The sequence below is a fragment of the Dermatophilus congolensis genome (genome assembly GCF_900447215.1).
Classification (GTDB): domain Bacteria; phylum Actinomycetota; class Actinomycetes; order Actinomycetales; family Dermatophilaceae; genus Dermatophilus; species Dermatophilus congolensis_A.
In genome coordinates, this window is record NZ_UFYA01000001.1 from 819,204 (window position 1) to 839,413 (window position 20,210).

A 20,210-nucleotide genomic window follows, 5' to 3' on the forward strand; every position below is an offset into this window, starting at 1 on the left:
GCATGGCATGGACGGCGCTGCGTCGGGGGGCTCTGAGGTCTCTAGGTAGGGGATTGGTGAGCGGGTTTCTCTTATGGCTGCTGTGAATGGGGCCTGGGGCGGGGGTTGTGCTGTGCGGGTGGCACACTGGGCGTGTGGTCGGCGTGTGGAGTCGGCTGGTTTTGTTCTCGGGCTGCGCGTGTGGCCGTTGTGTATGAGGAGTGTGTGATGCGGGTTCATTTTGGTTCGGACCATGCTGCGTTCGAGCTCAAGGGCGTGCTGATGGAGCATGTGCGTTCGCTGGGTCATGAGGTGGTGGATCATGGGCCGCTGGAGTATGACGCTTTGGATGACTACCCGGTGTTTGTTGTGCCCGCTGCTGAGGCGGTGCGTGAGGATGCTGGCTCCTTCGGTGTTGTTTTGGGTGGTTCTGGCAACGGTGAACAGATCGCGGCGAACAAGGTCAAGGGGGTGCGGTGCGCGTTGGGTCACAGTGTCCAGACGGCGCAGTTGGCGCGTGAGCACAACAACGCGCAGTGTTTGGCTATTGGGGCGCGTACGTCGTCGGTGGAGTTGGCCAAAGAGATGGTGACGGTGTTTTTGCAGACGCCGTTCTCTGGTGATGAGCGGCATGAGCGTCGGTTGGCGATGCTGGAGTCGTATGAGTCCACTGGTGAGAAGCCGCAGGCGTGATTGCTGCGTAGGTGCGAAAAAGGTGAAGCGGCGAGGTGTTTACCTCGCCGCTTCACTTGTGTGTGGAGCGGGTGACGAGAATCGAACTCGCGTAATCAGTTTGGAAGACTGAGGCTCTACCATTGAGCTACACCCGCACGTGAACGGCGTTAACGCCGATCACCCGGTGGTCCCGCCCAGGAGTACATCGTTCTTCATAAATGAAGATCTTTGTTCTCGCGGGTGACCTTCCGCTTGAGAAAAGTGTGCCACAGGGTGGCCCCGGTCGAAAAATGTAATGGTGAAAGCGGGAAAGAAGCGGTTTTTGTGTGGGTGACAGCGGCGCTCAGCGGCGGGTGGCGACGTGTCGTTGCTCCTCGACGACTTCACTAATGGCGCGTTGGTAGCTGTCCAGGTCGGTCATGATTGTGCTGATTTCTTCGATTCCTTGGACGGCGCTTTGGGCGTCGTTGCGGATTGTGTCGACTTGGGTGGCGATGTCGTGGGTGGCTTGTGAGGTTTCGTTAGCGAGTTCCTTGACCTCGTTGGCCACCACGGCGAAGCCTTTACCTGCTTCTCCGGCGCGGGCGGCTTCGATGGTGGCGTTGAGGGCCAGCAGGTTGGTTTGGGCGGCAATGCTGGTGATCAGCTCGACTACTTGACCGATCTTTGTGCTGCTCTCGTCGAGTTTTGCCATGCGGCTTGAAGAGGAGGTCACTGCCGAGACGGCTCGGTTTGCTGCGTCGGCTAGTTGCTCGCTGACTTTGGCGAGTTGCGCCGAGGAGTCGCGCAGTCGTTCGGCGGTTTCTTCGGCTTCGGCGATGAGCTGTTTGGTTTGGTGGATGTCATGCAGGGCCCCGGCTACGCGGATAGGTACGCCGTTTGATCCGCGCAGGGTTGCTCCTGAGGCACGGAACCATTTGTAGTCGCCGTTTTTGAGCTGTAGGCGGTATTCGATGTCGAAGGGTGTGCGGCCGGTGCGGTCGTTGAGGTGATCAGAGAATTTTTGAAGAGCCTGTTCCTTGTCTTCGGGGTGAAGGCGTGAGGCCCAGCTGTCGAGGACGTTGGGGAAGTCGCGCTCGTCGTTGAAGCCGAGCATGTGGCGGAATTCAGGGCTCCACCAGAAGGCATTGTTGGGGTTGATGGGGTCGCCTGCTTCGACGGTCATGTCCCATAGGCCGATGTCTGAGGCTTTAGTCATGAGGTCGAACCGCATTTTGACGAAGTCTGCTTCTTCTTTTGCGGCGGCGATTTTTCGGCGCAGTTCGTCGTTTTCTGCTTGGAGGGTTGCGTCTTCATCTGTGTATATGAAGGGCTGGTGGTTGTCGCCGAAGGGGGATGGGGTGGCGTTCGGCGCGGTGCCGCGTCGGAAAAGGGGCATATTCGACCTCCGTGAGTGCGTGGTCTTCTGATCGGCACCGGTGGAGGCAATGTGAGGTGCAGTTGGATGGGCCTGAGGGGCCATCAGTGTTTTTGGGGAGTTGTTTACAGAAGCAAAAAATCCCCTTCCGTGTGGAAGGGGATTTTTTAGGTGGTCGGGCTGACAGGATTCGAACCTGCGACATCGTGCTCCCAAAGCACGCGCGCTACCAAGCTGCGCCACAGCCCGCCTGCGGACCAATACTCCGCGGGTATCAGTGTAGGGCACAAATGGGGGTGTGGATGCCACGGGAGGGGGCGCTGTATCTGCGCCCCCTCCCGTGAATGAGGAGCCAGCTGCTCCTCGGTGGCCGCTCCTGGGTCGACTCATTCCCCCTGAGTCGTGAGCTGGCCTGCCCTCCCGCCCGGTCTTGAGGATCCGCTGAGCGGATTTGTTGGCGTCATCGGTTGGGTGCGATGGGGTGTTACATAAACCTGCAAGCATCTTGCAATGTGAGATGTAGGTGAGGTGCTGGAGGGGGGAGGTGAGAAGAGGGCCCCTCTTTTCTGTGGAGGATTTTTGCTCCTGGGGCCCTGCCTGGTTAGGCCTCTGGGGGCAACCCTGCCCCTTAATTGCCTGTTCGGTTACGGGGATGTGGGCGTGAGCGGTTAGCATGGCTGGAACGGGGCTTTTGTGTGCACTCATCATCCGTTTTGGCTCTTGCCGAGTCGGTCCGGCGGTCGCATGCAACCGATCACCGCGACGCACCTGAATAGTCAGGTCGCGCCAGTCGTGCACCTCCCCGATCTGTCCTTATTCCCCATGTGATTCTGGAGTGCCAGAAGTGAAGAGCTCCGTCGAGACCCTCAGCCAGACCCGGGTCAAGCTGACCGTCGAGGTCCCCTATGACGAGCTGAAGCCTCGACTGGATGCCGCAGTCAAGGCCATCAGCTCCCAGATCTCCGTCCCCGGTTTCCGTCCGGGCCACGTCCCCGCCCGCCTCGTTGAGCAGCGCGTCGGCAAGGGTGCGATCGTGCAGGAAGCCGTCAATGAGGCCCTGCCGGAGTTGTACACGCAGGCCATGGTCGAGAACGAGCTGCGCCCCCTGGGTCAGCCCGAGGTTGACATCACCTCCGTGCCGCTCGAGGACGAGTCTGACTTCGTGTTCACCGCCGAGGTTGACATCCGTCCGGCCATCGAGCTGCCCGAGTTCGAGAAGCTGTCGGTGTCCGTCGCGGATGTGACCGATTCCGCCATTGATGAGCAGACCGACAAGAATGTCGAGCAGCTCCGTGAGCGTTTCGGTTCCCTCGTTCCCGTTGACCGCGCGGCGGCTGAAGGTGACTTCGTCGTCATCGATCTCAAGGGCACCATCGGTGAGGAAGAGATCGACGCAGTCTCCGGTGTTTCCTACGAGGTTGGTTCCAAGACCATGCTTGAGGGCCTCGACGAGGCACTCATCGGCATGAAGGCCGAAGAGACCAAGACCTTCAAGGCTCCGCTGGCCGGTGGCGACCACGAAGGCGAAGATGCTGACATTGAGGTCACCCTCTCGGGCGTCAAGGTGCGCGAACTACCCGAGCTTGACGACGAGTTCGCTCAGATGGCTTCCGAGTTCGACACCTTCGAAGAGCTCAAGGCTGACTCCCGTAAGCAGGCCGAGCGTGAGCTCGTGCTCCAGCAGGGCATCGAAGCCCGCGACCAGCTTTTGGATCACCTTCTCGAAACCCTGGAAATCCCCGTCCCGGACAGCCTTGTCCAGGCCGAGGTTGACAGCCACTTGGCACGTGAAGGCCGCGAAAGCGACGACGAGCACCGCCAGGAGCTTGTTGAATCCACCGAAAAGAGCCTGCGTACCCAGCTTCTCCTCGACGAGATCGCTGAAAGCCGCGAGGTTCAGGTCAGCCAGGGTGAGCTCATCGAATACCTGATCATGACTGCTCAGCAGGCAGGCATTGATCCCGGTCAGCTCGCCCAGGTGATGGAAGACCAGAACCAGGTCGCCGCTATGGCTGGCGAGGTCGCCCGCCGTAAGGCATTGGCTTCTGTGCTTGAGCTCATCAAGGTCACCGACGCCTCCGGCAACGAGGTTGACCTCAGCGCCGATGTCGACGCCGAAGAAGGCGAAGAAGAGGCCGCTGCTGAGGCTGAGGAATCCGACAAGAAGTGACACAAACGCGCCCACAAGGCGTCGTGATGTGAGGGAGGTGTCCTGCCGATGCGTTCGGCAGGACACCTCCCTCACGCATCCACCCGCTTCGCGTGCAGCTTGTGCACGTCGGTGTCGTTCTCGGTGGATGCATCCGGTGATGATGGAAAAGAACAAATAAAACGACGAGTGCGCAACACCCCACAACTACGCATTAGCTGACACCAAGCATCACCAGCCCAATGCGGTTCAGGGGTCCAGAGACGGAATTACCTCGTGAGGTGGAGCGTTACTCTCGTGAAAGTGCCGGATCGTCAGCGGGGTTTACCCCCACGTACGCCGCTAGACGTCACATCCGGTGATCAAGCGAGTGAGGAGACCACGTGAGCCACAGCAGCGACATCGTTGCCGCAGGGCCGGGACCGATGGGTGGCCTGGACGATCACATCTACAACCGTCTGCTCAAAGAGCGGATTATCTTCCTGTCTTCTGAGGTGCGTGACGAGAACGCCAACGCTATCTGCGCGCAGCTGCTTCTCCTGGCCGCCGAAGACCCCGACAAAGACATTTGGCTGTACATCAACAGCCCCGGCGGGTCCATCTCGGCAGGTATGGCGATCTACGACACGATGAACTGGATCCCCAACGACGTAGCCACCGTGGCATTGGGCATGGCGGCCTCTATGGGACAGTTCCTGCTCACCGCAGGCGCGCCAGGTAAGCGATACGCCACCCCGCACAGCCGCATCCTCATGCACCAGCCTCTGGGTGGTATCGGCGGTAAAGCCACGGACATCAAAATCCAGGCTGAGCAGATGCTCTTCATCAAACGCCAGATGGCCGAACTTATTGCTCACCACACCGGACAGACCGTGGAGAAGATCACCGAAGACTCTGACCACGACCGCTGGTTCAGCGCCCAAGAGGCCAAAGAGTACGGCTTCGTTGACCACGTGTACGAGCACGCCAACCAAACCCCCGGTAAGGGAGGCACGAGCGACTGATGCACTTCCAGTACCCCATCGCATCGAGCCAGCCCGAGAACGGAACGTCCATGATGAACGAACAGCGCCGCCCCGCAGTGGCAATGCCGAGCAACCGCTACATCCTTCCGCAGTTCGAGGAGCGCACCTCCTACGGGATGAAGCGCACCGACCCGTACACGAAGATGTTCGAGGACCGCATCATTTTCCTCGGTGCGCAAGTCGATGATGCTTCTGCTGACGATGTCATCGCGCAGCTGATCGTGCTGGAGTCCCAAGACCCAGAACGCGACATCATCATGTACATCAACAGCCCTGGCGGCTCTTTCACCGCCATGACAGCCATCTACGACACGATGCAGTTCATCCGCCCCGACGTGCAGACGTTCGTCGTGGGACAGGCCGCTTCGGCCGCTGCGGTACTTCTCGCTGCTGGTGCCCCCGGTAAGCGTTTCGCCTTGCCTAACGCTCGCGTGCTCATTCACCAGCCCGCGTTGGCTGGGAGCGATTACGGCCAGGCCAGCGACATCGAAATCCAGGCCAACGAGGTCTTCCGGATGCGCACCTGGCTGGAAGAGACGCTGGCGCACCACTCGGGCCGCACGCCTGAGCAGGTCAACGCTGACATTGAACGCGACAAGATCCTCTCCGCTGAGGAAGCGCGCGAATACGGTCTCATCGACCAGGTTTTGGCAAGCCGTAAGGCATCGCGTCAGCGCTGATTGCTGAGGCATCGTCCGCAAGGACATATCTTGACAACGGAGTAGGTCGGGGCGATCACATGATCACCCCGACCTACTCCGTCTCCTCAGGAAAGCTTGTGTTTACGCCGAAAGGGTGAACACTGGGAAACCTCGTCACAATGCCGATGAGAGAATGAGATTCTGTCTTTGCGTGTGCTGTGTCATCAGCGAATTGAAGCTCCCCCGTGGGCGACACACGGATTCAATAACTGTGAGAACGTGTGTCTGCCGATAGGTTCGAGATCGGGTTTGAGGATGCAGCATCGAGGGATAGCCAGCCAAGGCCACAAGCCCCACGGCACAGGCCGCCGCTGTTGTTCGGCGGAGCTGGCTAGTCGGTTTTGTTCGTGTCGGATTCCCGTAATGGTCCGCCGAGGCGGGCGGGAAGGATGATTTCGTGGCACGTGTTGGTGATGGCGGAGATCTGCTGAAGTGTAACTTCTGCGGGAAGAGTCAGAAGCAGGTCAAAAAGCTCATCGCGGGCCCCGGCGTGTACATCTGTGACGAGTGCATCGATCTGTGTAACGAGATCATCGAGGAAGAACTCACTGACAGCAGCGACTTTGGCCCAGGTGAACTGCCAAAGCCGCGAGACATTTTCGCTTTCCTCGAGCAGTACGTCATTGGTCAGGACTCGGCCAAGCGGGCACTAGCGGTCGCGGTGTACAACCACTACAAGCGCATCCAAGCTGCGCCCCGCAAAGGTGATGAGCAGGTCGACATCGCCAAATCAAACATTTTGCTTATCGGTCCCACTGGGTGCGGAAAAACATATCTCGCGCAGTCTTTGGCGCGCATGCTCAACGTGCCGTTCGCTATCGCTGATGCAACCGCACTCACCGAGGCAGGGTATGTCGGTGAAGATGTCGAGAATATCCTGCTCAAACTCATCCAGGCTGCAGACTTCGATGTGAAGAAGGCCGAGACGGGCATCATCTACATCGACGAGGTCGACAAAATCGCTCGTAAATCAGAGAACCCCTCCATCACGCGGGATGTCTCCGGTGAAGGCGTACAGCAAGCTCTGTTGAAGATCCTCGAAGGCACGACTGCATCCGTTCCTCCGCAGGGCGGCCGTAAGCACCCGCATCAAGAATTCATCCAAATCGATACGACAAACGTGTTGTTCATCGTCGGTGGCGCATTCGCTGGACTAGACAAAATCATTGAGTCGCGTGCCGGTAAAAGCGGCCTAGGGTTTGGTGCGGACCTGCACCAGGCCAGCACCGAGCCAGAAGGCTACGGCGATGTTATGCCAGAAGACCTGATGAAGTTTGGTCTCATCCCCGAATTCATTGGGCGTCTTCCCGTGATCACGACTGTCTCTCCGCTGGGCCGGGACGCCCTGGTGCGGATTCTGCAGGAGCCACGCAACGCCCTGGTGAAGCAGTACAAGCGCATGTTCGAGATTGATGGTGTGGACTTGGAGTTCACCGAGGATGCGCTAGAAGCAATCGCTGACCAAGCACTCCTGCGTGGCACGGGAGCCCGTGGGCTGCGTGCCATCCTCGAAGAAGTCCTCTTGCCCGTCATGTTCGATGTGCCCAGTGATGACGAAATCGCTCAAGTTGTCATCAGCCGCGAGGTAGTGCTCGAAAACGTGCTGCCCACCATCGTGCGTCACAACCCCGATGAACTACGTTCACGCAAGAGGCTTGACCGTAAGGAATCCGCTTAGGTCACACTCGTTCTTATGCTCCGAGAACTCGAATCGGTGGGGCGTAAGGGGCCGGTTCAGGCAACCCCCACCAGTTGTGGCGCGGCAGCACTTGTGATGGCTCGTGCCTTAATCGACCCCCCATTTGCGGCGTGGCTGTCCGCTGATGACGTCTCTGGAGAAAAACCGCGCGTCGGTGCAGTGGGTGTTGAGACCCCTCAGGCAGCGCGCATGCGGGCCCAGACGGCCGCGAAACGGTGGGCTACCGCTGAATGCGAGGTACTCACCCGCACGAATGCAGTTACGCCGCGGCGAGGCACTCTGCAAGTGCCGTGGCCGACGTCCTTAGGTACTCCGCCCTGGGGTGCCAGGGCCGAGATCGAACGTTCTGGTTCTGTGCCAGGGGTGTCTTATGAAATCCGTCTTGTGAGGTTCGCTGATAAACGTCGGCGCGCTTCTCTTTTTGATGAAACGGTCGCACGGATCGGGGTAGGGCGCCCCGTTCTTGTCTACGTAGGCGGGACACACATGCCTCGGCATGTAGTGCTGTGGGCGCGTACCGAACCGGGAAAACCAGTACTGCAATACGACCCTGGCACAGGCGATGTGGACGCCCCACGGCGGGAAGGATTCCTCACTGACCGGTGTGCCTTATCTGGGTGGAATGTTCCGTGGCTGCTCGTACGCCCAGACCCAGTAACGATCGCGCGCGAGACCGGACGGCTGGCGCTATGGATGCCCCGGCCAAGCGCGCAGTCAAGCATTGCTATGCGTTCTTGAAACACAAAGTCGGGGTGCTCATCTTCGAGTTCGAAGGTGAGCACCCCGATCTATGTCACGGCTGCCTCAGCAGGGGTGTGTCACTTTTTCTTTTCGCGCGGGGGCGGAGGAATAAGCACTGCGTCACGAATGACAACTGGGTTCTCGGTGGTTTCTTCCTCGACGTAGGTGTGCGCGAGCACCCTACCGGTTGCCAGCAAGTCCGCCTCGACCTGTTTGAGCAGCGACAGCGTGGCAGCAGAGCCAGCAATCACGACTGTCTCGACCTCAGCACGCATACCGACCTTGGCATCGGACTTCGCCCGGCGGATACCAGCCAGCGCTTCACTGACAACACGCAGGACAGCCGGGTCTCCGGAGGTCGCGAGGGTGACGTCTTCGGGAACTGGCCACGCCTGGCGGTGAACAGAACCTGTCTCGGCGCGCCACCAGCTCCACACCTCTTCGGTGGCGTAGGGCAGGAACGGCGCAAACATGCGCAGCAGTGTCTCCAGGGCTAGCCGCAGCGCAGCCTGTGCCGAGGCAGCTCCTTCACCTTCGCTGTAGGCGCGATCTTTGACGAGCTCGAGGTAATCGTCACAGAACTCCCAGAAGAAGGTTTCCGTCACTTCGAGGGCACGGGTGTGGTCGTAAGCCTCGAAACCTGCGGTGGCCTTGCTGATCACCTCAGCCAAGGAGGCAAGCATGGAGGCATCCAGCGGGTGAGTCACCTGGGAGAGCAGGTGAGCGCGGTCAAACGACACTGGCGTGTCTGCGGCACCGAAGCCCAGAACAAACTTGCTCGCGTTGAGTACCTTGATTGCCAGGCGGCGCCCAACCTTCATCTGGCCGGTGTCGAAGGCGGCGTCGGTGCCTAGACGGGCCGATGCAGCCCAGTAACGGACCGCGTCCGAGCCGTGCTGCTGCAGTAGCCCCTCAGGGGTTTCGGCGTTGCCTTTGGACTTGCTCATCTTCTTGCGGTCCGGGTCAAGGATCCACCCGGAGATCGCTGCGTCAGTCCACGGCAGGGAGTTTTGTGCGTGGTGGGCACGCACAACGGTGCTGAACAGCCAGGTGCGGATGATGTCTTGGCCCTGGGGGCGTAGGTTCATCGGGAACAGTTTGGCGAACAGCTCGGGGTCGCCTTCACCCTCGGCCCATGGCCAACCAGTGGTGATCTGCGGGGTGAGGCTAGATGTTGCCCAGGTGTCGAGGATGTCGGTGTCGCCGATAAATCCGCCGGCTTGCCCGCGCTGTTCTTCGGTGTAGCCGCTGGGAACATCGGTGTAGGGGTCGATGGGTAGCTGCTCGGGTGCTGGGACGATGGGGGAGTCATAGTCGGGCTCGCCGTTTTCGCTGATGGGGTACCACAGCGGAATCGGCACACCAAAGAACCGCTGGCGGCTGACTAGCCAGTCGGTGTTCAAACCACGAACCCAGTTTTCGTAACGGACACGCATGAACTCGGGGTGGAAGGTGAGCTCTTCGCCGCGCTTAAGTAGCTCTTCGCGCAACTCTTCGCCGCGGCCACCGTTACGGATGTACCACTGGCGGCTAGTGACGATTTCGAGGGGCTTGTCGCCTTTCTCGAAGAAGTTGGTCATGCGCTGGGTTGGTTTGGGGTCGCCATCCATTTCCCCGGATGCGGCGAGGGCCTCGACGATGTTCTTGCGCGCGGTGAAGGGGGTCTTCGTGGCGACGTGTTCGGCGTAGAACTGGGCACCGGATCCGCATAGCCATTCGGGGGTGTCACCGGAAAGGCGGCCGTTGCGGGTGATGAGTGAACGGGTGGGCAGGTTGAGTTCGCGCCACCACACAACGTCGGTGAGGTCACCGAAGGTACAGCACATGGCGATACCTGCACCCTTGTCCATTTCGGCGGCGGGGTGGGCCAGCACGGGGATCTCGACCCCAAATAGGGGCGAAGCCACCTTGGTGCCGAATAGGTTTTGGTAGCGCTCGTCATCGGGGTGGGCGATGAGTGCCACACAGGCCGGGAGCAGCTCGGGGCGAGTGGTTTCGATGTAGACGTCTTGGCCTTCGATGCGGTTGCCCTGCTCGTCGAGGCGGTGGAAAGCGATCCGGTGGTAGGCGCCAGGGTATTCGCGGGCTTCGAGTTCAGCCTGGGCCACAGCGGTTTGGAAGGTGACGTCCCACAGGCCGGGGGCTTCGGCCTGGTAAGCCTGGCCTGCTTCGAGGTGGTCCAGGAAGGCCCGCTGGGACACTGCGCGGGAGTGATCGTCAATGGTTTGGTAGGTCTGGGCCCAGTCAACTGAGACACCGAGTCGGCGCCAAAGCGATTCGTAGGCTTTTTCGTCTTCGCGGGTGAGTTCGTAGCAAAGCTCGATGAAGTTAGCGCGGCTGATGGGCTGTTGGTCAGCCATCTTCACGGCTTTGCCGGACTTGTCGGCCATGCCGCGCTGTGGGGGTTCGTAGCTGTCGATGTAGGGCAGGGAGGCGTCTCCGCGCACACCGTAGTAGTTCTGGACGCGTCGCTCGGTGGGGAGGCCGTTGTCGTCCCAGCCCATGGGGTAGAACACCTCGAGGCCCTGCATGCGCTTGTATCGGGCGACAAGGTCAGTGTGGGTGTAGCTGAACACGTGCCCCACGTGCAGGGATCCGCTGGCAGTGGGCGGGGGAGTGTCGATGGAGTAGATCTGCTCGCGAGGAAGCTCCAAAGCGCGCTGGCGGTCGAAGTGGTAGGTGCCCTTTTCTTCCCATACTGGGCCCCACTTCTCTTCCAGGCCATCTACTGACGGTTTGTCCGGGATGTGGGCGTGATTGTGGTGGCCGGATATGGGGTTCGTCATGGGTCGATCTTCCCATCACCGCGCAAGTGGGGGCCAATCCAGAAGGCGGTCTTCAGCGTGGCGAAAGGCGATGGTGTTTCAAGCAGGTCACCAGGCAGATGCGATCAGGTAGGCGATGATGGTTTTCGCGACCATCCCGACCGCGAAGATTGTGCTGTACCCGGCTTCTACGCGCTCGTCAGCGACCCGGCTTTGCGCGTATGCCAGGAGTGCTGGTTGGCCAATGCTGCCGGCCACCAACCCGGCTGCTCGCCCAGTGGATAGACCAAGCAGAATCGCCGCGGCCCACATGAGTAACGCGATTGTGCCTGCGATCACCGCGGCCAGAGCGCCGACGGCGATACCGGTCAGGGAAAACGCGGTGCCGGCAAAGGCAGGGCCACTGGCCAGACCGACACAGGTCAGGAACATGGTCAGTCCCAGTTGTCGCAGGGTGAGGTTGGCGCTGTGGGGCAGTTCCCACACGAGGTTGCCGGTGCGGCGCACACGCCCTAGCAGCATGCCCATGACTAGGGGCCCGCCTGCTGCGCCCAGAGACAGCGACGCCGACCCCAGCGGCATAGCGATAGTGCCCAATCCGATCCCTAGAGCCATACCAATTCCCAATGAGAGCGGATCGATTTCAGAAATGCGGCGTTCGGAGTCACCGAAGATGCCAGCGGCGTGGTTGAGCCTGCCCGCAGGTAATACAACGAGGACGCGGTCACCCAGGGCCAGGCTGAGGTCGTCGTGGGCCAGGATTTGGGTGTCACCGCGGAACACGCGAGTGACGCGGCCACCAAACCGCCCTGGTAGGTCGATCTCAGCGAGGGTGCGGCCTGCTATCTCTGGGTTGGAGACGGTGACGCGGCGGTGATCGACATCTTGCCGGTTGTCAGTGAGTTCTACATCGGATTCGTGGCCTAGGAAGTCGATGGCAGGTTCCAAAGTGGCGGGGGTTCCGATGAGGAGGATGCGGTCACCAGGCATGAGGGTCGCGCCATCAGAGATGACACATCCGGCGCCATCACGGACGAAATATGATCCTTGGATCAGCTGCGCCTTCCAGCCAGGGACGTCCTCTAATGAGGTATGACGGGTTACTTCGACGCTGCGTGCGCATAGAGTGCCGCTGGTAACTGGTTCGGGGTCGCGGCGCGATGGCAGGGGCACGGCAGTGACGATGACGAGGGTGAGCATTGTGACGATGACGCCCACGGGGTAGCTGAGCGCATTGCCGACAGAGGGGATGGTGTTCCCGGCGGCCTGGGTTGCTGCGGCTAAGGCGGGGGAGGTGGTGGTGGCGCCAGCGTAGGCGCCAGCGACCATAGGCGCAGAAAGTCCCAGCAGGCGCCCGACCCCGACGCTGACGCCCACGGAAATTGCTAAAACGCCTGCACTGGCTAGCAGGATCCAGGCTTGTCGTTTCAGGGTTGTGAAAAATGTGTACCCCACAGCTAGGCCTACCGTGTACACGAACAGGGCCAGCCCGAACGTTTGTAGCTGATGTACGTTTTCGCTCAGGCGGGCATCCAGTGCCCCTACCGCCAGTCCCACGAACAGGCCGCCGGCCGAGCCGAGGCGTAGTGGGCCGAACGGGATTGCACCTACGAGTGTGCCGCACGCCACCACCCCGAAAACTGTCAACAGCGGGTTGGCGGCAAGGAAATCCAGGATGGCATTCACCTCATAACGGTATGACGAGGTAAACCAAGGGCTGTCATCGCAGGTCTGGCTAGGGCGACGTACCACCTCAGACATGGCTAGAATTGCATGCATAGGCGCAGACCCGGCCATCACCGGTGAGCCTTCGGAAGAACAGCCACGTATCCAGTGATGCGTGGCCTAGTAGAACCGAACGGGCGGGCCCGTCACAGCCCAGCAGAGAGGTTCCCGCCCCGGTGCATGTGCCCGGTGACGGTGAGCAAGCGAGGTGGTACCGCGGTTGACCGGTCGGAACCGGTGAGCCGTCCTCGTCGGGCGAGCCTTCGCCGTCCCACGCTCACCGCTAGGGAGGCAGAGGTCTGGACGCCCACCAACTCTCAACATCGAAGGCGACCAGCATGAGCTATCCCAAAGCACACACTTCCCACGCCGGTGAAGCACTCGGCGTTCCTTCCGCCCCGGATTTCCCTGCCCTTGAAGAACGCGTCCTGGCCTACTGGAAAGAAGACGACACCTTCCGGGCTTCTGTTCAAGCTCGCCCTGCCGGGCAAGACGGCGAGAACGAGTTCGTTTTCTACGACGGTCCGCCCTTCGCGAACGGTCTTCCCCACTACGGGCACCTGTTGACCGGATACGTTAAAGACGTCATCCCGCGTTACCAAACGATGCGCGGCAAGCACGTGGAACGCCGCTTCGGATGGGACACACACGGCCTGCCTGCCGAACTTGAAGCCCAACGCCTCCTGGGGATTTCTACGAAAAAAGAAATCGAGGAGATGGGTATCGGTGCGTTCAACGCCGAATGCCGCAGCTCGGTGCTCCGATACACCGACGAGTGGCGTAACTACGTCACCCGCCAAGCCCGTTGGGTCGATTTCGACAATGACTACAAAACGCTTAACCCCCAGTACATGGAGTCGGTGATCTGGGCGTTTAAGTCTCTCTACGACAAAGGCCTCGTCTACAAAGGACACAAAGTCCTCCCGTACTGCTGGAACGACGAAACCCCTTTGTCTAACCACGAACTACGCATGGATGACGAGGTGTACCAGCAACGGCAGGACCCTTCCGTTGCTGTCTGGGTTGCGCTGCCCAACGGTGACCGCCTCGTCGCCTGGACCACCACCCCGTGGACCCTTCCCACCAACCTGGCCATGGCAGTGGGTAACGATGTTGAATACGTTGCCGTGCGTGCCGCCGACGGCGAACGATACGTCGTCGCCCAAGCACGCTTGGGGCACTATGCCAAAGAATTCGTCGGCCCCGACGGTGACCCGAAAAACGTTGACGACTTGGTTGAAGAGACCTTCCTAGGTTCAGCCCTGGTCGGGCAGCGCTACACCCCGATCTTTGACTACTTCACCGACGTGGAGCGTTGGGGCACCCACAACGCCTTCCAAGTGATCCACTCCGACTCCGTCACCACTGAGGACGGTACCGGTGTCGTGCATATGGCCAGCGCCTACGGTGAAGTTGACCAGGCAGACACAGCCGCCCACGGCATTCCCACCATCCTTTCAGTCGATGATCGAGCCGAATTCACCTCTGTTGTGCCTGACTTCCAAGGCCTGCAGGTATTCGAAGCGAACCGCCCCATCATCAACAAGCTCAAAGAAAACGGGCAGCTGGTGCGCGAAGAAAGCTACGTGCACTCTTACCCGCACTGCTGGCGATGCCGTAAGCCCCTCATCTACAAGGCTGTTGGTAGCTGGTTCGTTGAAGTAACAAAAATCCGCGACCGCATGGTCGAAACCAACGAAGACATCACCTGGGTACCTGAACACGTCAAACACGGCCAGTTCGGTAAATGGCTTGAAGGCGCACGCGACTGGTCCATCTCACGTAACCGCTACTGGGGAAGCCCAATCCCGGTATGGGTCAGTGACGACCCCGAATATCCACGCACCGATGTCTACGGCAGCCTCGAAGAGATCGAAAAAGACTTCGGCCGCCTACCTCGCAACGCCGACGGTGAAGTCGACCTACACCGCCCCTTCATCGACGAACTCACCCGCCCCAACCCAGATGACCCCACCGGGCAGGCCACCATGCGCCGCGTACCGGAAGTTCTTGACTGCTGGTTTGACTCCGGCTCCATGCCTTACGCCCAGGTGCATTACCCATTCGAAAACGCCGACTGGTTCGAAAACCACTACCCGGGTGACTTCATCGTCGAATACATCGGGCAAACCCGCGGCTGGTTCTACACCATGCACATCCTGGCCACCGCCCTCTTTGACCGTCCCGCCTTCACCAGCGTGCTCAGCCACGGCATCGTTTTGGGCAACGACGGCCAAAAGATGAGCAAGTCACTGCGAAACTACCCCGACGTCAATGAAGTGTTCGCCCGTGACGGCGCCGACGCGATGCGCTGGTTCCTCATGTCCAGCCCAATCCTGCGCGGGGGAAACCTCATCGTCACTGAACAAGGCATCCGCGAAGGTGTCCGCGCCGGGCTGCTGCCCCTATGGAACGTCTGGTACTTCTTCAGCTTGTACGCCAACGCCGTCACCCGCGACGACGGCACCCAAGGCTATGAAGCCACCTGGCGCACCGACTCCACCGACGTACTCGACAAATACCTGCTCGCCAAGCTGCACGACCTCGTTACTGACGTCACCGCAGCACTAGAGGTTTACGACATCGCTGCCGCCTGCGAATCCGTCCGCGTGTTCTGCGACGTACTGACCAACTGGTACGTCCGTCGAAGCCGAGACCGTTTCTGGGACACCAGCGGCGCCGACGCCACCGTGGCTCGCGACGCCTTCGACACCCTGTACACCACGCTCGAAGTACTCACGCGCCTGACTGCTCCGCTGCTACCAATGGCAAGCGAAGAGATCTGGCGTGGCCTGACTGGTGAACGCTCCGTGCACCTGGCAGATTGGCCCAACAGTGACGACCTGCCCGCCAACCCAGCTCTCGTGCAAGCCATGGACCGCGCCCGCGAGGTCTGCTCTACCACCTCTAGCCTGCGCAAATCCAAAGGACTGCGTAACCGGCTCCCGCTAGCCGAACTCACCGTCGTCACCGACGACCCCGCAGCCCTAGAGCAATTCACCGCACTCATCAGCGACGAAGTCAACGTCAAGAAGGTCACCTTGCTGGCCACAGACCAGGCTTCGGCAGCCGACTTCGGAATTACTCAGCGGCTTACCGTGAATGCCCGCGCTGCCGGTCCCCGTCTGGGCAAACAGGTACAAGCCGTGATCAAGGGCTCCAAGACCGGAGACTGGACAGTCGAAGACAACACAGTGGTCTGCGCGGGTATCGAACTCGAAGAATCCGAATACACTCTCGAGACCGTTGTTGCGCAGACCGAAGGCAGCGCCAGTGCCTCAGCAATGCTTCCCCGTGGTGGATTCGTTGTGCTCGACACCACCATCACCGCAGAACTGGCCGCCGAAGGTGTCGCTCGTGACATCATTCGCGCAGTCCAGCAGGCACGTAAAGACGCTGGATTTGATGTCACTGACCGCATCAGCCTCACCATCACCGGTGAAGGCGACGTGTGGGAAGCAGTCAAGAGCTTCGGTGATCTCATCACCTCAGAGACACTGGCAACCCAGTTCGGCTCTGCGCCCACGCTCGAAGCACTTCCCGAAGAAGGCTCCGTCACCACCACAGTGGGCGACGGGCAACCAATCCGACTCCTTCTCAAAAAACTGTAAAAACGGGTAGCCACGAACTGGCAGCGCGGTGGAGCTTATGAGCCCCACCGCGCTGCGGCCCGCCTAACAACCACCACCTGAACACCGAGAAAGGGCACCGTGACCCGACGCAGCGACGACAACGAACCCAGCAATGACCCCACTAAAGCTTCCAACGCTGGCACCCCACTAGACCCCGCCTACCTCGATGACTTCGGTGATGAAACCAGCAGCGAAGCCCTCGAACTAGGCGCACTCACAAAAACCATCACATCCAGTGAAGCTCCCACGTCTAACGCAATGGGAGAGCGCACCGGATCTCGTGCACGCCGCCCGGCACCAGAAGACCCCGCTCTAAAGGAACGAGCGCGTGAAGTCGAGAAAAACATCATCGCGCGCAACCCCGAGCACATCATCGAGCCAACTCTGGATCGAATCCGCCACGTCATGAACCTGCTCGGTGACCCCCAACAGGCGATGCCGACCATTCACATCACCGGCACGAACGGCAAAACCACCACAGCACGCATGATCGAGCGGTTGCTGCGTGAACTAGGGCTACGCACCGGCCGTTTCACCTCACCACACCTACACGACATCCGCGAACGCATCGTTCTCTCCGGCGAACCCATCAGCACCCAACGGTTCCTCGACGCCTATGAAGACATCGTGCCGTTTGTTGAAATGGCCGACGCGGCAAGCCAAGAACAAGGCGGTCCACGCCTATCGTTCTTCGAGGTGCTCGTAGCGATGGCCTACGCCGCTTTCGCTGACGCCCCCGTCGAGGCAGGTGTCATCGAGGTCGGCATGGGCGGCACCTGGGACGCAACCAACGTCATTGACGCCACCGTCGCTGTTTTCGGCCCAATCTCGATGGATCACGAACGCTACCTCGGTAACGACATCGTCGAAATTGCACGCGAGAAAGCCGGCATTATCAAAGCTGGCTCCATCGTCATCTCGGCTGAACAAGACCCAGCGGTCAAAGAAATACTGACCGAAGCTGCTAACGCCGTAGACGCTCCCATCATCTTTATGGAAGAGAACATTGGCGTTGTTGCCCGCGAAGTTGCTGTCGGTGGGCAAATGGTCACTTTGCAGGGACTAGCTGGGGTCTACCCAGATATCTTCATCCCTCTGTTTGGAATGCACCAGGCGCACAACGCAGCCATCGCTCTAGCAGCAGTAGAAGCTTTCATCGGTGGCGGTCAGGAACAACTAGCACTCGAAGTTGTACAAGCAGCATTCGCTGACGTTACCTCCCCAGGCAGGGCCGAACTGGTACGTCGTTCACCAGCAGTCCTGGTAGACGGCGCCCATAACCCAGCAGCCATAGCATCACTGGTCGCCACGCTGGAGGACTCCTTCATGTTCACCCACACGGTGGGCCTGCTGGCGGTACTGGCAGATAAAGACGCTGAAGCCATGCTTGAACAGCTTCAGCCCATTTTCGATGAGATCGTCATCTCCCAAACCACCTCACCACGTCGCCGCAGCGCCGAAGAGCTCGGTGCGCTCGCGGTGGAGATTTTCGGTGAGAACAGAGTACGTATCGAGCCGAACCTGCCAACTGCTCTCGACACGGCAGTTGAGTTGGCTGATGCTGCTGGCATGGGTGCTGGAGTTGTTGCGACCGGTTCGGTATTCACCGCTGGTGAAGTTCGTTTGCTGCTTGGGGCCACAGATGCCTGAGCATGACACTCAGTCGGCAGATATGCCACAGTCGTCGCGTCGAGTGACGCGACGACTGTGCAGCATGGTGCTGTGGTCTCAGATGCTCGTGATGGGATTCGCTGCAGTGGTGGGGCGAGCCCTCACCGTCGCCTCGATGCCTCAGAACGCGGATGTGGTTCTCTGGATTGGTCTAGCAATCAGTGCAGCGTGCGTAGTTGCTGCGATTGCTGTGCGATTCCGCCGAGGTGAACTGGTCGGTTGGGCGGTTCAGGTAGCCACGTTCGCTTATGCCTTTGCGGTGCCCATGATGGTTCTTGTCGGGGCGATATTCACAGGCCTGTGGCTGGTAGCCGTCCGCAAGGGCGCCCAGATGGACGCCCTCACAGACAAATGGATCAAAAACAACGCCTCACCGCAGGCGTAGCTAGCTCACGCGCCTCAGAGATCTTCTATTTGCACGAGGCGCGTGAGCTCGCGGGCACTGATCTTTGCCTCCATGAGGAACTCACCCAGCGTGATCTCCTGCGCCCACATGCTCATGAGCAGGTACCCCAGCTGATCATGCTGGATGGGGTAAATCATGTATTGGCTGTCCCCGCTCTTGAGCGTTACTTGCTCCAGCGGGGTTGCTTCTTTGTCATCACTGGTGATGGCATCGATAGCGCCGTTACTCACGGAAAACATGGTGCTCGTCATCGCTGCGAGACGACCAACTTGGTAAGACTCCAGTCCGAGCGCGCACAGGTTGTATCCATCGGCCGTGCAAAGCATCGCGCCTTCCAGAGTGGGGAGCCGCTCTGCCAAGCTTTCGAGAATCGGCAGTGTTGCGGTGCCGATTTCTTCAAGCTTGGACACCGTTTCGGTGTCGGTCTCCATATCCCATTCGGAGGTCTCGGCCGCGGGTACGTTACCCGTGTGCATCAGGCTGGTCATGATCGAGCTTTCTTCTTCTTAGTCGAGGCCAGCGCGGTTTCGACCACACGGATCACCGAGTCGCGATCACGTGGATCTCCCGCAAGAAGGCGGATATCGGGACTGAATGAATCAAGCACGGGTCGGTAGTCTTCCAGCGCCGGGTGGTTCTCTCCCTCATCTAGGCGTGTGACAGCCACAGTGAGGCGAGACCAGGTCTGCTCGTTACCGAGAACCTTGATCCATTCTGCTGTTTCCTCGAGAGCGTATTCGTTTTGGCCGTACATCCACAGAACGACGGCTGAAGCTCGTCCGCGAGCGTGGTCACGGGTGGACTGAAAACGTGCTTGCCCGGGAGTACCAACGACAGCAACGGCACCATAGTTACTGCCCCACTCGCCATAATCGAGACCGACTGTAGTCATCCGGCGAGCTGCGCGGCCGCCGGGGCGGGCCATCGTGCTCATTACTTCGGTGTTGACAACGGGGATATCACTGAGGGAACGCACGGCGGTGGATTTGCCAACTCCATAGGGGCCGACGAATGTCACCTCACGGCGAGTGGTGTGTCCGATGACGGCTTTCTTCACCACAAGGGTCTCCTTGGTGGAAGGTGTGCGGGGGGAGTTCGCCGCTACTTTTCGCGACGAAGCTTGACGAGTTCCGCATCGAGCTCAAGGATTCGCGAGTCCCGCTCAGCGATCGCATTTTTCAAGCTGCCGATACGTTGTTCGCCAACCTGCAATTTGCGCTCCTGGGTACGTGACTTCTTTTTGATTTCCTCAAGAGACGTAGTCAGCTGCTTAATGCGAGCCTGATCTGCCTCGATGATCTCGTCGAGGGAACGCAACGCTGCTGCTTCCAGACGGCCGTACTCGACGGCGTCCTTACTGGAGCGGGCGTTGAGTTCCTCAGTGAGAGCTTCGATTCGTGCATTCGCCGCAGCGAGTGCAGTGGCGGTGTCTTCGGCGTACCGGTCGGGGATTACCGGCTCGATAACCTTCTCCTCGGAAGGCTCGGCTCCTGGGGGGGCAGTCGAGGCTTCCGAAGCGAGGTCGACACCGTCGAGGCTCTCATCGGTTGCGGGGGAGGGGTTAACCCGGCCGAGAGCTTTTGAACGCTCCGCCCAAAACCCAACAAAGAGTCCAATTAGAGCTGCTGGAAACATCCAGCCTAGGGATTGCAGGAACACGATCACCCAGTCGCTCATTGGGGTCT

Annotated in this window: 16 protein-coding genes and 2 tRNA genes; 10 read left to right on the forward strand and 8 right to left on the reverse strand. The window is 60.0% G+C overall.

Translation table 11 applies throughout. The features are described from left to right. Nucleotides 1-207: 207 nt before the first annotated feature. Nucleotides 208-672, forward strand: a complete 465-nt coding sequence (locus DXZ77_RS03535) for a ribose-5-phosphate isomerase (protein ID WP_115030004.1) — start codon at nucleotides 208-210, stop codon at nucleotides 670-672. 63 nt (nucleotides 673-735) lie between these two features. On the opposite strand, the gene DXZ77_RS03540 is transcribed toward DXZ77_RS03535, so the two are convergent. The 3 genes from DXZ77_RS03540 to DXZ77_RS03550 form a co-directional block, all read right to left on the reverse strand. Further along, nucleotides 736-809: transfer RNA gene (locus DXZ77_RS03540), tRNA-Gly, on the reverse strand. A 188-nt stretch (nucleotides 810-997) separates the two neighbouring features. Beyond that, a complete protein-coding gene (locus DXZ77_RS03545) occupies nucleotides 998-2,032 on the reverse strand; it encodes a methyl-accepting chemotaxis protein (protein WP_181816015.1) in 1,035 nt (344 codons plus the stop codon). 151 nt (nucleotides 2,033-2,183) lie between these two features. Further along, nucleotides 2,184-2,260, reverse strand: a tRNA-Pro gene (locus DXZ77_RS03550). A gap of 595 nt (nucleotides 2,261-2,855) precedes the next feature. Here DXZ77_RS03550 and tig point away from each other — a divergent pair. The 6 genes from tig to DXZ77_RS11710 all read left to right on the forward strand — a co-directional run bounded on the left by tig (nucleotide 2,856) and on the right by DXZ77_RS11710 (nucleotide 8,323). Beyond that, the gene (tig, locus tag DXZ77_RS03555; protein WP_115032497.1) at nucleotides 2,856-4,181 is read left to right on the forward strand and encodes a trigger factor; all 1,326 of its coding nucleotides are present in this window, start codon (nucleotides 2,856-2,858) and stop codon (nucleotides 4,179-4,181) included. Nucleotides 4,182-4,229: 48 nt separating this feature from the next. Then, complete coding sequence (locus DXZ77_RS12020; RefSeq protein WP_181816016.1) at nucleotides 4,230-4,382, forward strand: hypothetical protein; 153 nt, start codon at nucleotides 4,230-4,232, stop codon at nucleotides 4,380-4,382. 203 nt (nucleotides 4,383-4,585) lie between these two features. Next, nucleotides 4,586-5,164, forward strand: coding sequence for an ATP-dependent Clp protease proteolytic subunit (locus tag DXZ77_RS03560; RefSeq protein ID WP_051277776.1), 579 nt, complete (start codon nucleotides 4,586-4,588; stop codon nucleotides 5,162-5,164). Between the two features lie 50 nt (nucleotides 5,165-5,214). Beyond that, nucleotides 5,215-5,865 carry an ATP-dependent Clp protease proteolytic subunit gene (locus DXZ77_RS03565; protein ID WP_051277775.1) on the forward strand — a complete coding sequence of 217 codons (651 nt, stop codon included), beginning with the start codon at nucleotides 5,215-5,217 and terminating at the stop codon, nucleotides 5,863-5,865. A 418-nt stretch (nucleotides 5,866-6,283) separates the two neighbouring features. After that, nucleotides 6,284-7,564 (forward strand): ATP-dependent Clp protease ATP-binding subunit ClpX, encoded by a 1,281-nt coding sequence (gene clpX, locus DXZ77_RS03570; RefSeq protein WP_115030008.1) that lies wholly within the window; start codon nucleotides 6,284-6,286, stop codon nucleotides 7,562-7,564. A gap of 15 nt (nucleotides 7,565-7,579) precedes the next feature. Then, the gene (locus DXZ77_RS11710; RefSeq protein ID WP_147279185.1) at nucleotides 7,580-8,323 is read left to right on the forward strand and encodes a hypothetical protein; all 744 of its coding nucleotides are present in this window, start codon (nucleotides 7,580-7,582) and stop codon (nucleotides 8,321-8,323) included. An 80-nt stretch (nucleotides 8,324-8,403) separates the two neighbouring features. Here the strand turns inward: DXZ77_RS11710 and valS are convergent, their stop codons facing one another. Then, entirely contained in the window at nucleotides 8,404-11,112 is a 2,709-nt protein-coding gene (valS, locus tag DXZ77_RS03575) for a valine--tRNA ligase (RefSeq protein ID WP_115030010.1), read from the reverse strand. A gap of 87 nt (nucleotides 11,113-11,199) precedes the next feature. Then, nucleotides 11,200-12,852, reverse strand: coding sequence for an aspartate:alanine exchanger family transporter (locus DXZ77_RS03580; RefSeq protein ID WP_115032499.1), 1,653 nt, complete (start codon nucleotides 12,850-12,852; stop codon nucleotides 11,200-11,202). A gap of 302 nt (nucleotides 12,853-13,154) precedes the next feature. Here DXZ77_RS03580 and ileS point away from each other — a divergent pair, with 302 nt between their 5' ends. From ileS to DXZ77_RS03595, 3 genes are all read left to right on the forward strand, one after another. Next, on the forward strand, nucleotides 13,155-16,427 hold the full coding sequence (gene ileS, locus DXZ77_RS03585; protein ID WP_115030012.1) for an isoleucine--tRNA ligase: 3,273 nt from the start codon (nucleotides 13,155-13,157) through the stop codon (nucleotides 16,425-16,427). A 99-nt stretch (nucleotides 16,428-16,526) separates the two neighbouring features. Next, nucleotides 16,527-18,098, forward strand: coding sequence for a bifunctional folylpolyglutamate synthase/dihydrofolate synthase (locus DXZ77_RS03590; protein ID WP_306746557.1), 1,572 nt, complete (start codon nucleotides 16,527-16,529; stop codon nucleotides 18,096-18,098). Further along, nucleotides 18,091-18,504, forward strand: coding sequence for a DUF4233 domain-containing protein (locus DXZ77_RS03595; protein WP_220181586.1), 414 nt, complete (start codon nucleotides 18,091-18,093; stop codon nucleotides 18,502-18,504). The genes DXZ77_RS03590 and DXZ77_RS03595 overlap by 8 nt, the downstream gene beginning before the upstream one ends. A 14-nt stretch (nucleotides 18,505-18,518) precedes the next feature. Here the strand turns inward: DXZ77_RS03595 and DXZ77_RS03600 are convergent, their stop codons facing one another. From DXZ77_RS03600 to DXZ77_RS03610, 3 genes are read right to left on the reverse strand one after another with little or no spacing between them, the layout of a single operon-like run. Next, the gene (locus DXZ77_RS03600) at nucleotides 18,519-19,013 is read right to left on the reverse strand and encodes a roadblock/LC7 domain-containing protein (RefSeq protein ID WP_115030016.1); all 495 of its coding nucleotides are present in this window, start codon (nucleotides 19,011-19,013) and stop codon (nucleotides 18,519-18,521) included. Further along, nucleotides 19,010-19,585, reverse strand: coding sequence for a GTP-binding protein (locus DXZ77_RS03605; RefSeq protein ID WP_028327844.1), 576 nt, complete (start codon nucleotides 19,583-19,585; stop codon nucleotides 19,010-19,012). The genes DXZ77_RS03600 and DXZ77_RS03605 overlap by 4 nt, the downstream gene beginning before the upstream one ends. Nucleotides 19,586-19,626: 41 nt before the next feature. Beyond that, nucleotides 19,627-20,202, reverse strand: a complete 576-nt coding sequence (locus DXZ77_RS03610) for a hypothetical protein (protein ID WP_115030018.1) — start codon at nucleotides 20,200-20,202, stop codon at nucleotides 19,627-19,629. Between the last annotated feature and the right edge of the window lie 8 nt (nucleotides 20,203-20,210).